Below are 12,762 nucleotides of genomic sequence, written 5' to 3'. Positions count from 1 at the left end.
ACCTTGACCTGCGCGGCACCCGGAGCCGTGCGGAGGGCGGAGCGCACGCCACAGCGGAACAGCAGGCGGTCTGCGAGGGGACGGGCGCTCGGGACCCCTCCCGAGAACCGGCGCGTAGAACGGTCCCATGACCACATCGGAATCATCGGTCCGCCGCCGCAGGGGCAGGCTGTCCGCGGCGCGCGGCGTGGCGGGGACCGTCTGCGCCCTCCTGGCCCTCGCCGCCGCGCTGACCGGCTGCGGCTCCGACTCGGACGACGACACCGGGGCGCCCGCGTCGGCCGCGCCCTCGCGTTCGGCCGAACCGTCGTCCGCCTCGCCAACGCCCACGAAGCCCTCCTCATCGCCGTCGCCGACCGCGGTGAAACCGTTGAAACCGTCAACACCGGCCGAGCTGCGGGCGTGTGCGGACGGCAGTTGCACGGTCGTCGTGACGAAGGGCACCGAGATCCCGGGCGCCGCCGCCCTTCGGGCGGGACCGTTCACGGTGAGCGACGTCGGTCCCGAGGGCGTGGACCTGAGCTCGGTCGACGCGAGCGGATTCACCTCCAACCTGCTGGGGCAGCGCCCCGACCAGGGCGGGCCCTCCACCGTCAACGAGCTGTCGATCGCCGTTCTCACCATCGTGGGAGACACCGCGAAGCTGCGGCTCTCCCCGGCGAAGTAGGGCGAGTGTCGCTTCGGCGCGAGCGATGACCAGTGCTCGGGCCCCGGACCGCACCGCGCCCGTCGGGTTACAGGCGCCGCAGCAGCCGGTGCATCGCCTCCGCGGACTCGGTGATGGCGGCCAACGAGCAGGATTCATCGGTGACATGGGCCTGGTCCGGGTCGCCCGGTCCGTACACCACCACCGCCGGATCGCCGAGCCGGGCGGTCAGCACCGAGGCATCGGTGAAGTAGGTCGCGTACTCGGCCGGGCGGGCCGAGGAGCCGGGGGCCAGGAGCTCCCGCGCGGCCGCGGCGGCCGACGGGTCGGTGGCGACGCCGGGCAGGTCCAGCAGCGGTTCGAGGCCGATGCCGTCGCCGCACAGCCGGGCGATCTCCGCGATCGCCTCGTCCCGTCCGAAGCCGGGAACGGTGCGCACGTCCAGCCGCATCTCGGCGTGGTCCGGCACCAGGTTGGGCTGCTCGCCCGCGTGGAACGTGCCGATGTTGACCGTGGCCGGGCCGTGGGTCGGGCTCACCGTCCAGTCACGGTGTCCATGGATCCTGTTCGCCGCGGCGGCGAGCGCGGCGATCGCGTTGCGGCCCAGTTCCGGGCGGGAACCGTGCGCGGAGACCCCACGGGCCGTGGCGGCGAGCCAGAGCACGCCCTTGTGGCCGAGGACGGTCCGGTTGCCGGTCGGCTCGGCCACGATGAGCAGGTCGGTGGGGGTGAGCGACGCCGCGTCGATCTCCTCGGCCCCATGGCAGCCGGTCTCCTCGCCGAAGGTGAAGATCAGCTGTACGGCGGTGTCCCGCGGGCTTTCCCGGGCGGCCCGTATCGCCGCCTCGACCTGGCAGGCCACGCCCGCCTTCATATCGCTGCTGCCGCGGCCGAGCAGCCGGCCGTCGCGCAGTTCCCCGCTCATCGGGTCGAACGACCAGCCCGACGGGTCGGCGGGCACGGTGTCCAGGTGTCCGGTGAAGGTGACCGGCACCCGTGGCACCGCGGGCCCGAACCTGGCGAGGACGTTGGCCCGGCCGGGTATCGGCTCCTCGACCCTGACGTCGAACCCCGCGCCGTCCAGCCGGTCCGCCACCAGTGCGGCGGCCGGTGCCTCCCGGCCGCCCCGGGTGTCGATCCGCACCAGCCGCCGCGCGAGGTCCGTCGCACCGCGCCATGCGTCCGCGTCGTCCATCGGGGTCCTCCTGGGGTTGTGGTGAGCCCCCGTCATATGCGGTCCGAGGGCGCTTGCGTGGCCCGGGTGCTGTCGCGCACCACCAGGGCCGGCACGAGTGAGATGTGCGCGTGCGGGCCGCGCTCGGCGTCCTTGGCCCCCGCAGCGGCCAGCAGCCGTACCGCCTCCGCGGCGATCCGGTCGCGGGGCTGATGGACCGTGGTCAGGGCCGGTTCGGTCAGCCGGGAGAACTCGATGTCGTCATAGCCGGTCACCTGCACCTGCCGGGGCACCGCGAAGCCGTGGGCCCGGCAGGCGCGGGTGACCCCGAGCGCGATCAGGTCGTCGGCGCATACGAGGGCGTCCGGAAGGCCGCCCTCCGCGATCAGCCGGGCCACGGCGGCCTCGCCCCACTCCACGCTGTAGTCCCCGAGCAGCACCTGGTCCGGCTTCACCTCGATGTTCAGCTCCTCGGCGCGCCGCCGGAACCCGGCGAACCGCTGCTCCGTGGAGGAGTGGGTCATCAGCGAGCCGATGAAGGCCGCCGACCGCGCCCCGCCGTCATGGAGGTGGTCCACGACCTGCCGCATCGCGGCGACGTCGTCGACGCCCACCCAGTCGGTGGTGGTGCCGTCGACGAATCGGTCGAGTTGGACGAGCGGCAGCCGGTCCGCGGTCTGCTGCACGGCGGGCCGGCTGTCGACGCCGTGGCTCGGGCTGACGATGATGCCGTCGACATTGCGCGCGGCGAGCGAGGCCAGCCGGCGCGCCTCGATCTGCGGATCGGAGCGCGCGTCGCACAGGAAGAGCTCCTTGCCCTCCTTCCCCAGGGCGTGTTCCACGCTCTCCACCAGGGAGGTGAAGAACGGGTTGGTGATGCTGGGCACGACCATGCCCACGGTGTCGGTACGACTGTTGCGCAGCGCCCTGGCGATGACATTGACCTGGTAGCCCAGGTCGTCGGCGGCGCGGCGGACCTTGCGTTCGACCGCGGCCGAGACCTGGCCCCGGCGGGAGAGCACCCGTGACACGGTGGCGGTGGAGACACCGGCCCGCTCGGCGACCTGAGCGATCGTAACCCGTTGCAATCGATTACCTTCCTGCCGGGAAACATGTCCGTCACATGGTTCCAACGCCAACGTGACCTGGCGCGTTGAATCAGCATAGAGCCTTGACACGACACCTGACCCCTGCCTACGGTCCTCCGCAACTCAGCTGTAATCGATTGCATTGAGGTGGCGTGATGACGACATCCACGAAGACGAGCGACCTCGGGGTGTTCCCACCCCGGCCGAACGCGATCAAGGAGCTGTTCGGCGCCCCGAAGGTCGTCATCGGCGTGGTGCACCTGCCGCCGCTGCCCGGCAGCCCGCATTACGAGGGCACCCCGCTGGACGAGATCTGCGCCTTCGCGGTCGAGGAGGCGCGGGCCTATCTGGAGGGCGGCTGCCACGGGCTGATCGTGGAGAACCACTGGGACATCCCGTTCCTCAAGCCGGGCGAACACGGTTATGAGACATCGGCGGCGATGGCCGTGGTGACCGACCGGGTGCGGCACGCCGTGCTGGAGGGGGCCGGCGGCAGGCTGGGGGTCAGCGTGCTGTCCAACGCCGCCGAGTGCTCCATCGCCTCCGCCTGGTCCGGCGGCGGCGGATTCGTCCGGGTCAACCAGTGGGCCAATGCCTATGTCGCCAACGAGGGCATCATCGAGGGCCAGTCCGCACACGCCAGCCGCTATCGCAGCCGGATCGGCGCCGGCCCGGTCAAGGTCTTCGCCGATGTGCACGTCAAGCACGGTTCGCACGCCATCGTCGCCGACCGCACCCTGGCCGAGCAGACCGAGGACGCCGAGTTCTTCGGCGCCGATGTGCTGATCGCCACCGGCTCCAGGACCGGGGACGCCGCCTCGCTGGAGGAGGTCGAGGGCATCTCCGCCCACACCACCCTGCCGGTGGTGATCGGCTCCGGCATCACCGCGGGCAACATCGGCGGCCTGCTGCCCGCCTGCGACGGAGTGATCGTCGCGTCCTCGGTGAAGGACAACGGCCGCTGGTGGGGCCGGGTCGACCGGGCCAAGGTCGGCGAGCTGACCGCCGCGGCGGCCAAGGCCGGAGTGGTGCTCCCGTGATCGTCTTCTGCGGGTACGCCAACATCGACCTGACCGTCGGTGTGCCCGCGCTGCCCGCTCCCGGTGACCGCGTGCAGGCGACCGCCATCCGCCACGGCCACGGCGGGATGGCCGCCAACGCCTCGGCGGCCGCGGCCAGGACCGGGGCCGACGCGTGGTTCGCCGGTGTGGTCGGACCGGATCCGGGAAGCACGGCGTTCCTCGCCGCACTCGCCGCCGACGGGGTCCGCACCGACTGGACCGCCCGCACCGGCACCCTCACCACCGCCGTCGTACTGCTCACCCCGGACGGCGAACGTGCCGTCATCAGCCAGGACGACGAGCTGGACGCCCGGCACATCACCCGTACGGTACGGGCCGCGCGCGAGGCCGGGGCGGACTGGCTCTACCTCGACGGCTACCGCTTCCCCGAGGCCGCCGCCGCGCTGGCCGAGGCCGCCGCCGACGCCCCGCCCGGGACGCCGGGACCGGGCCTGGTGGTGGACCTCGACGGCTGCGACCGGGCGGAGGCGATGCGCACCGCGCTGTCCGCGGCCGATCACGCCGTCGTCGGCCGGCCGCTGGCCGTCGCGCTGCTGGGCGGAGAACCGGCCCTGGTCCGGGCCGCCGCCGAGCATGACGTCCATCTGGTCGTGACCGACGGTTCGCGCGGCTGGACCCTGCTGACCCCGGCCGGAGAACGCCACGACGGTCCGGCGATCGAGGTGGACGCGGTCGACGCCACCGGGGCCGGAGACTGCTTCACCGGCGCATACTGTGCCGAACTGGACCGGGGCCGGTCCCCGCTGGAGGCGGCGCGCTTCGCCGCCGTCGCCGCCGGTCTGTCCTGTACCCGCCCTGGCGCCCGTGACGGGCTGCCCGACCGGCGGGCCGTCGAATCCTGGCTCGCGGCCCACCCCACCCCGGAAGTCCCGGAGCCGACCCGTACCCCGTAGGACAAGGAGAGCAGATGCGCCAGAAAGTGACGGCCGTGGTCGCGCTGGGCCTGCTGCTGACGACCGTCGGCTGCGACACCCAGGCCCGCCGCGAGATGGCGGCCGAGAAGAAGACCACCGAACAGGGCCCGCCGCCACCCGCGGAGGTCGCCCGCTCCTGTACCGTCCGCGGCCACGCTCCGAAGATCGGTATCGTGCCCATCAACCTCCAGGCGCTGTTCTTCAACCAGATCAACACCGGCGCCCGGACCGTGGCCCGCAAGGCCGGGGTCAAAACCCAGATCGTCAACGGCAACGACGACTCCGCCACCCAGGCCAACGCCATCGACGACCTGGTGGCCAACCACTACGACGCCATCATCGTGGACGCGGTCGACACCGAGGGCATCAAGCCCGCCATCCGCCGGGCCAAGGCCGCGGGCGTACCGGTCGTCGCCGTGGACGCCACCATCGACGACCCCGCGGTCTCCACCCAGGTCGGCGTCGGCAACGCGGAAGGCGGCCGGCGGATCGGCGAGGCCCTGCTGAAGACCGCCGGCAACCGCGGTGGTATCGGCGTCGTCGGCGCGCTCAACAGCACCATCCAGAACGAGCGGCAGAAAGGATTCACCGACACCGTCACCGCCAAGGGCATGAAGATCCAGAACGTGGTCGACGGCCGCAACATCCAGGAGAACGCCCAGACCGCCGCCGAGAACCTGCTCACCCGCGACCCCGGCCTGAAGTACGCCTACGCCACCGGCGAGCCCGCCCTGATCGGCCTGGCCGCCGCCGTGGTCAGCCAGCACCGCACCAAGGACCTCAAGGTCGTCGGATGGGACCTGTCCAGCCAGGCCGTGGACGGGCTGCGGGCCGGCTGGATCACCGGTGTGCTCCAGCAGAACACCTTCCGGTTCGGCTACGAGGCCATGAATTCCGCGATCGACCTGGCCTGCGGCCGCACCGCCCGCCGCCAAGTACCCGTTCCCACCCAGCTGGTGACCCCGGACAACGTCAAGAACTACCTCTACTACCTGGAGAAGTGATGGGCGAGAACGCGCTGGTCTCCCTGCGAGGAATCACCAAATCGTTCGGCGCCGTCCGCTCGCTGCGCGGCGTCGACCTGACCCTGGCCCCTGGCGAGGTGCTCGGCCTGGTCGGCGACAACGGCGCCGGGAAGTCGACCCTGATGAAGGTCCTGGCCGGTGCGGTCCAGCACGACGGCGGGCAGATCTCCATCGACGGCCGCGACGTCCGCTTCACCAGCCCCGCCGACGCCCGCCGCGAGCGGGTCGGCATCGTCTACCAGGACCTCGCCCTGTGCGACACCCTCGATGTGGCCAGCAATCTGTTCCTCGGCCGTGAACCGCGCAGAGGCCCCTTCATCGACCGCGCCACGATGCACGCCCGAGCGGCGGAAACCCTCTCCGAACTGCATGTCCGGGTGAAATCCACCTACCAGGAGATCGGCGAGCTGTCCGGAGGGCAGCGGCAGGCCGTGGCGATCGCCCGTGCGGTGTCGTTCCGCCCGCGCGTGCTGATCCTGGACGAACCCACCGCCGCCCTCGCCGTCGCCGAGGTCCGGCAGGTGCTGAAGATGATCCGCGACGTCGCCGCCCAGGGCGTCGGCGTCATCCTGATCACCCACCGGCTGCAAGACCTGTTCGAGGTCTGCGACCGGATCACCGTGATGTACGAGGGACGCAGCGTCGAGGACGCCCCGATCTCCGATCTCGACATCGAACGGCTCGTCGCCATGATCACCCGATCCGGCGCCACGAACGGGCCCGACACCCAGGAGGTGGCCTGATATGAGCGCCGACACCGCGATGCGCCCCACCGCCGTACTGGGCCGGCCACCGGGCCGCTGGCAGCGCGCCAACAAGGCCACCCTGGCCATGCTCGGCGTGGGCGTCGCGCTCTTCCTCGGCTTCGGTATCGCCGCCCCCAACTTCCTGACCTTCACCAATCTGGCCAACCTGGCCACCCAGGTGGCGATCACCCTGATCGTGGCGGTCGCCATGACCTTCGTGATCAGCACCGGCCAGATCGATCTGTCCGTGGGATCGATCCTCGCGTTCACCGCCACCTGTACCGCCGAGATGCTCCAGGCCGGCTGGGACTCCTCGCTGGTGATCATCGTGGCGCTGCTCGCCGGGCTCTTCTGGGGCGCCGTCAACGGATGGCTGTCGGCGTATCAGAAGATCCCCCCGTTCATCGTCACCCTCGCCACCATGTCGGTCGTCCGCGGTCTGGCACAGCTGTGGACCAAGGGGTTCTCCGTCCCCATCGACGCCCGGCTCTTCGTCGCCAAGCTGGGCGACGCCTCCTTCCTCGGACTGTCCGCGCTGGCCTGGATCGCCCTGGCCACGGTCGCCGTCGGAGCGGTCCTGCTGTCGAAGCTGCCGTTCGGCTCCTACGTCAACGGCATCGGCGCCCAGGAGGAGTCCGTACGGCGGGCCGGGGTGAACACCGCCCGGGTCAAGATGATCACCCTGATGATGACCGGGGTGGCCGCCGGTATCGCCGGACTGCTCACCGCGGCCAGGCTGGGGTCCGGCTCCGCCAACTCAGGACAGGGCTTCGAGCTCACCGTGATCGCCGCGGTCGTGCTCGGCGGCACCAATCTGTTCGGCGGCCGCGGCACCGTGCTCGGCACCGTCATCGGCGCCCTCATCACCGGAGTCATCGCCAACGGTCTCAACCTGCTCGGCGTGAGCCCGTTCCTCACCCCCATCGTCACCGGACTGGTGCTGCTCGCCGCGATCTGGATCAACCTGCGCGGGCGGGCGATGGCCGATCTGTTCGCCCACCTGACGGGCCGCTCATGAGCGGCCCCGCCCCCCGCACCGTGACCACGGTGACCGGGCCCGTGCCCAGCACCGGGCTCGGCCTCACCCTCACCCATGAGCATCTGCGCAACGACGTCCGCAAGGCCGTCACCACCCCGGCCGACCCCCGGCTCGGTCATCTGCGCGATGCCCGCACCACACCCGAACTGGCGTGGCTGCTGCGCGAACAGCCCTACGCCTGCCTCGACCACTGTGTGCTCGACGACACCGAAGGTGTGCTGGCCGACCTGCGCGCGTTCGCGGCCGCCGGGGGCGGCACGATCGTCGATGTCACCCCGGGCGGGCTGGGCCGGGACCCGGCGGCGCTGCGCGCGTTCTCCGAGGACAGCGGCGTACGTGTGGTCATGGGCAGCGGCTGGTACCTGGAGCCCTACCACCCCCGGCCGCTGTCCCCGGCGGACGAGCGCGGCCTCGCCGCCGCGTTGCTTGCCGAGTTCACCGAGGGCGCCGACGGCACCGGGATCCGGCCGGGCGTCATCGGCGAGATCGGGGTCTCCCCGCGGTTCACCGAGGGCGAGCACACCGCGCTGCGCGCCGCCGCGCGCACCCAGCGCGAGACCGGTGTCCCGCTCTACGTCCATCTGCCCGGCTGGCAGCGCCGCGCCCATGAGGTTCTCGATCTGGTGCTGGGCGAGTACGGGGTGGCGCCGGCCGCCGTGGTGCTGTGCCATATGGACCCCTCGCACGCCGACCCGGACTATCAGCGGTCGGTGGCCGACCGTGGCGTGTGGCTCGAATTCGACATGATCGGCATGCCGTTCCGCTACCCCGGCGAGGGGCAGTCCCCGGCACCCCACGAAACCGCGTACGCGATCGCCGGGCTCATCGCCCGCGGACACGGCGACCGGCTGCTGCTCAGCCACGACGTATTCCTCAAGAGCATGCTCACCGCCTACGGCGGCAACGGCTTCCGCTATGTGCCGGAGCTGTTCCTCGCCCGGCTCGTCGAGCACGGCGTGCCCCGGCGGACCGCCGAGGGCCTGCTGCACACCAACCCGGCCCGGCTGTTCGAGCACGCCGCCGCGTCCTGACGCCCTGACCACCGTCCCGGCGTTCCACCCCATCCCCGTCACGAAGGAGCACCCTGTGAGCCGCGTCCTGATAGCCGGTGAGAGCTGGATCTCCCAGTCCACACACATCAAGGGGGTCGACTCGTTCACCACCAGTGCCTATGTGACCGGCGTCGAGCCGCTGCGCCGGGCGCTGGAGGGCCGCGGGCACGAGGTCACACACCTGCCCGCGCATCTGGTACCCGCGCAGTTCCCGGGCGATGCCGAGGCGCTCGCCCGCTACGACGTCGTCATCCTCTCCGACATCGGGGCGAACTCCCTCCAGCTCTCCCCCGAGGTGTTCGAGCGGGGCACGCCGGGGACCGACCGGATCGACGCACTGCGCGGATGGGTCGGCGACGGCGGCGGGCTGCTGATGGTCGGCGGCTATCTCTCCTTCACCGGTTTCGAGGGCAAGGCCGCCTACCGCAACACCGCACTGCACGAGGTGCTGCCGGTCGAGCTGCTGCCCGAGGACGACCGCGTCGAACTCCCCGCGGGTGGCCGCCCGTCGGCCGTCGGTACCGGCCATCCCGCACTCGGCGGGGTGACCGGCGAATGGCCGCCGCTGCTCGGCTACAACCGCGTCCGGCCGCGTCCGGGCACCGAGGTCCTGGCCACCCTGGGCGGCGACCCCCTGGTGGCGGTGGCCGAGTACGGCGCGGGGCGGTCGGCCGTCTTCACCTCCGACTGCTCCCCGCACTGGGCGCCCGCGGCGTTCTGCGAGCAGTGGGACGGCTACGCCCGGGTCTTCGGCGGCCTCGTCGAATGGCTCTCCCGTTGAGCCGGTCCGAGCGGCTCCTGAAGGCCGCCGCTCCGGTCATGGAACAGGCGCTGCGCATGCGCTTCGTCACCGAGGTCACGGCCGGCACGATCAGCGACACCGACTACGCCGACTACCTGGAGATCGAGGCCGCGTTCGTGGAGACGGCCACCCGGCTGCACGGACTGGCCGTATGGGGCGCCCCGGACCGGACGGCGCTGGAGCGCAACGCCCGTGCGGTCCACGCGCTGACCACCACCCAGGCGGACTACTTCCGCGACGCCCGCGCCGCCTGGCCCGTCCCCGCCCGGCCGGACGCCGCCCGGCGGGCCGAGGTGCTGTCGCGGTACGCACTCGACGCGGCGCGGGAAGGCGGCTACCCGGCGGTGATGACCATGCTGTTCGCCGCGGAGACCCTCTACCTCACCTGGTGCACCCGGGCACATGAACGCGGCGCCGTCCCCGACGGCGCGATACGAGCCTGGGTGGCGCTCCACGCCGACCAGGCGTTCCGGGACGGGGTACGGGCTCTCGCGGCGGAGGTCGACGCCCTGCCGGACGACCTCCCCCAGGAGCGGCTGACCCACTGGTTCAATGGCATGCTGGAGGCGGAAATCGCCTTCCACGACGCGGTGTTCGGATAACCGGGCCCCGACTGGGCCGATGCCCCGACCGGGCCGCTGAACCGGGCGACACGTACCCATCGTTCGGTGCGGGCCGGGGCGGGGCCCGCTCGTAGACTCGGTATCGCGGGCGGGTGGCTGGAGGTACGGGACGGACGAATCTCCGCTCTCGGCTCCGGCCCGCCGCCGGCTCACTCGCCCGGACAAGGGCGGAGCGGCTGATGCTGGTCAGTGACGCGATACCGACGGCAGGTCTCGGTGACGGCACCTACCGGTTCGCGGACCGTGTTGTCACCGTCGAGCGCGGGGTGGCGTTCCTCGAAGGCACCCGCACCCTCGCCGGTTCCACCCTGTGCATCGGCCACGCACTGCGCCGGATGATCACCGTGACCGGGCTGCCCGTGGGGGACGCGGTCCGCATGTCGGCCACCGCTGCGGCCCTGCTGCTCGGCCTCGACGACCGCGGCGCCCTGACCCCGGGCCACCGCGCCGATCTGGTCGAACTCGACCCCGAGTTCCGGCCGGTGAGGGTGTTCCTCGGAGGCAGGGCAGTGCGGCCGGCCTGATCACCTCCTCGCGCGGCACCGAGGCGAACACGTCTGCCACGTATTGCGCCAACCTCACCCGAGCCCGGTTCACTTCAGGCTGAACCGGCCCGCCGGGAAGACCTAACGGAGACCGGCGAGGACCGACCTGGCATCGCGGAACAGCGTCTGGCCGTATTCACGGTAAGGAGGCGACTCCGCGTACCGGAAGTGATCACGCACCGCTGCCCGCGCGGCCTCGGGGTCCCCGGACTCCAGCGCCTCGACGATCGGGTCGTGCGAGCCGATGCCCCACTGTTCCCCGCTCTCCGGCTCCGGGGGGATGGAGCTGACGATGATCAGCTCCTGGAGCGGTTCGATCAGCAACTCCAGCGCGGGCAGCCGCAGTGCCTTGATGATCGACAGGTGGAACTGCAAGTGCTCCTGGTGCGCCGTCGGCCAGTCCTTGGCCCGGACCCCGTCCTCGAACCGCCGCAAGTGCCTGCGAAGCGGCTCCAATGTCTCATCGTCACATACCCGCGCGGCCTCGGCGGCAAGTGTTGACTCGAGCGTGACCCGGGCAGCGAGAACCTCGCCGATGGTGACCTCCGAACGCTGCATCCGCAGCGTCAGAGCGGTGGTGAGGATGTCGTCGCGCGGGACGGCGACAAAGATGCCGTGCCCCTGCCGCACCTCGACCAACCCCATGGACGACAACGTCCGCAGAGCGTCGCGCACGACACTCCGGGAGACTCCGAGCGATTCCGCGAGCGACTCCGCGGTGGGCATCCGGCTGCCCGGCGCGTACTCCTCGTGCACGATCGCCTGTCGCAGTTGTGCCACGACCTGGTCGCTGAGCCTGCCCACTTGTTCTCCTCGATGTCCTCGTATGACGGCCCTGCGCCTGTGCGGAACTCCACACGCGGCGGCGCCAGCGCCGTCGGAAGTGATCGTACTGGCAGGGCCTTGTCAGAGGAAAGCATCATACCTATCATCCATATCCATCATAGGTATGATCCTTCCGCCGTGTTCGTGGGTGGGAACCTCTGCTCGTCAGAGCATCGACACAGGAGTGAGCAGATGAGAGTTCTTCACGGCATCGCCGCGACGGCTGTCGCGATAGCGGTGCTCGGGACGAATGCATGCACCAACGACGACAGCGCCGGTGCCGGCACCGGCGCGCGGCCCAAGAACGCGGGTCTGCCCTCCACTCCGCTCGTGGTGAAGCGCGCGGTCGACTCAACGTTGCAGGCGAGGTTCCCCAAGGACATCCGGACGAGCGGTGTGCTGCGCGTCGCTGCCGATCCCAACTATCCGCCGAGCGCGTTCAAGAGTTCCTCAGGGAAGATCATCGGTGTCGGCGCCGACTTCGCCTCGGCCATCACGGCCAAGACGGGCCTTCGTTTCGAGTGGGTCGAGGTGCCCTTCGACGGGATGCTCGCGGGCCTGAAGGCACATCGCTTCGACGCCAGTTGGTCTGCCTGGACGGTCACCCGCGAGCGCACGGAAGTGCTGAACCTGGTCACCTACCTCGAGGGAGGCACTTCCGCACTGGTCAAGGCCGGGAACCCCAAGGGGATCGAGAAACCGCTCGACCTCTGCGGACGCACCATCGCCGCACAGACCGGCACGACCCAGGCCCAGGGCAACATGGACAGCCTTCAGCACCAGTGCAAAGCGGCGGGCAAACCGGCGATCAAGCCGATGATCGTGCCGCAGCAGACCAACGTCAATCAGGCGGTCGCCACCGGGCGCGCGGATGCGATGCTCGCCGACAACACGGCGGTCGCCTACCAGGGAAAGCTCCAACCCGATCTCTTCAAGTCCGTGGACTCCATTCTGCTCAGCCCGGAGCCGGTCGGAGTCGCGGTCCCCAAAAAGGACTCGCAACTCGCCACCGCGCTCGCGGCGACCTACAACGCTCTGATCGCCGACGGCACTTACGCGAAGATCCTCAAGCGCTGGGACATCACCAACGCTGCGATCACGAAGTCCCAGGTCAACCGGGTGACCTCATGAGTGGGCCCGCCGACGCCCCCACCGGCACAGCGCAACGAGCCCATCGATCGACGCCGGCGAGGAGAGACGT

Annotated in this window: 14 protein-coding genes; 11 read left to right on the top strand and 3 right to left on the bottom strand. The window is 71.0% G+C overall.

Going from position 1 to position 12,762, the window contains the following annotated elements; translation table 11 throughout:
* Positions 1 to 127: 127 nt before the first annotated feature.
* The gene (locus tag AB0E24_RS33865; protein WP_359382812.1) at positions 128 to 667 is read left to right on the top strand and encodes a hypothetical protein; all 540 of its coding nucleotides are present in this window, start codon (positions 128 to 130) and stop codon (positions 665 to 667) included.
* 67 nt (positions 668 to 734) lie between these two features.
* Here the strand turns inward: AB0E24_RS33865 and AB0E24_RS33860 are convergent, their stop codons facing one another.
* Complete coding sequence (locus tag AB0E24_RS33860; protein ID WP_359382809.1) at positions 735 to 1,841, bottom strand: M20 family metallopeptidase; 1,107 nt, start codon at positions 1,839 to 1,841, stop codon at positions 735 to 737.
* Between the two features lie 32 nt (positions 1,842 to 1,873).
* Positions 1,874 to 2,908: a LacI family DNA-binding transcriptional regulator gene (locus AB0E24_RS33855; RefSeq protein ID WP_147964750.1), complete on the bottom strand. Its 1,035-nt coding sequence runs from the start codon at positions 2,906 to 2,908 to the stop codon at positions 1,874 to 1,876.
* Positions 2,909 to 3,063: 155 nt separating this feature from the next.
* On the opposite strand from AB0E24_RS33855, the gene AB0E24_RS33850 reads away from it, so the two are divergent.
* From AB0E24_RS33850 to AB0E24_RS33810, 9 genes are all read left to right on the top strand, one after another.
* A complete protein-coding gene (locus AB0E24_RS33850; protein ID WP_359382804.1) occupies positions 3,064 to 3,948 on the top strand; it encodes a BtpA/SgcQ family protein in 885 nt (294 codons plus the stop codon).
* Positions 3,945 to 4,883 carry a carbohydrate kinase family protein gene (locus AB0E24_RS33845; protein ID WP_069868169.1) on the top strand — a complete coding sequence of 313 codons (939 nt, stop codon included), beginning with the start codon at positions 3,945 to 3,947 and terminating at the stop codon, positions 4,881 to 4,883. Before AB0E24_RS33850 ends, AB0E24_RS33845 begins: the two co-directional genes overlap by 4 nt.
* A gap of 14 nt (positions 4,884 to 4,897) precedes the next feature.
* Positions 4,898 to 5,908, top strand: coding sequence for a substrate-binding domain-containing protein (locus AB0E24_RS33840; RefSeq protein WP_069868170.1), 1,011 nt, complete (start codon positions 4,898 to 4,900; stop codon positions 5,906 to 5,908).
* On the top strand, positions 5,908 to 6,672 hold the full coding sequence (locus AB0E24_RS33835; protein ID WP_093706866.1) for an ATP-binding cassette domain-containing protein: 765 nt from the start codon (positions 5,908 to 5,910) through the stop codon (positions 6,670 to 6,672). The genes AB0E24_RS33840 and AB0E24_RS33835 overlap by 1 nt, the downstream gene beginning before the upstream one ends.
* 1 nt (position 6,673) lies before the next feature.
* A complete protein-coding gene (locus AB0E24_RS33830) occupies positions 6,674 to 7,693 on the top strand; it encodes an ABC transporter permease (protein ID WP_099016450.1) in 1,020 nt (339 codons plus the stop codon).
* Positions 7,690 to 8,745, top strand: coding sequence for a phosphotriesterase family protein (locus tag AB0E24_RS33825; protein ID WP_359382799.1), 1,056 nt, complete (start codon positions 7,690 to 7,692; stop codon positions 8,743 to 8,745). The genes AB0E24_RS33830 and AB0E24_RS33825 overlap by 4 nt, the downstream gene beginning before the upstream one ends.
* A gap of 55 nt (positions 8,746 to 8,800) precedes the next feature.
* Positions 8,801 to 9,547 carry a glutamine amidotransferase gene (locus AB0E24_RS33820; protein ID WP_100804849.1) on the top strand — a complete coding sequence of 249 codons (747 nt, stop codon included), beginning with the start codon at positions 8,801 to 8,803 and terminating at the stop codon, positions 9,545 to 9,547.
* Complete coding sequence (locus tag AB0E24_RS33815; protein WP_359382796.1) at positions 9,532 to 10,170, top strand: TenA family protein; 639 nt, start codon at positions 9,532 to 9,534, stop codon at positions 10,168 to 10,170. Before AB0E24_RS33820 ends, AB0E24_RS33815 begins: the two co-directional genes overlap by 16 nt.
* Before the next feature lie 200 nt (positions 10,171 to 10,370).
* Complete coding sequence (locus tag AB0E24_RS33810; protein ID WP_359382793.1) at positions 10,371 to 10,715, top strand: amidohydrolase family protein; 345 nt, start codon at positions 10,371 to 10,373, stop codon at positions 10,713 to 10,715.
* Between the two features lie 102 nt (positions 10,716 to 10,817).
* On the opposite strand, the gene AB0E24_RS33805 is transcribed toward AB0E24_RS33810, so the two are convergent.
* Positions 10,818 to 11,540: a FadR/GntR family transcriptional regulator gene (locus AB0E24_RS33805; protein ID WP_069868176.1), complete on the bottom strand. Its 723-nt coding sequence runs from the start codon at positions 11,538 to 11,540 to the stop codon at positions 10,818 to 10,820.
* 213 nt (positions 11,541 to 11,753) lie between these two features.
* On the opposite strand from AB0E24_RS33805, the gene AB0E24_RS33800 reads away from it, so the two are divergent.
* Positions 11,754 to 12,692: an ABC transporter substrate-binding protein gene (locus AB0E24_RS33800; protein WP_359382789.1), complete on the top strand. Its 939-nt coding sequence runs from the start codon at positions 11,754 to 11,756 to the stop codon at positions 12,690 to 12,692.
* The last annotated feature ends 70 nt before the right edge of the window (positions 12,693 to 12,762 follow it).

It is taken from the genome of Streptomyces malaysiensis subsp. malaysiensis (assembly GCF_040653035.1).
Lineage (GTDB): Bacteria > Actinomycetota > Actinomycetes > Streptomycetales > Streptomycetaceae > Streptomyces > Streptomyces malaysiensis.
This window is presented reverse-complemented; position numbering and strand designations above follow the sequence as displayed.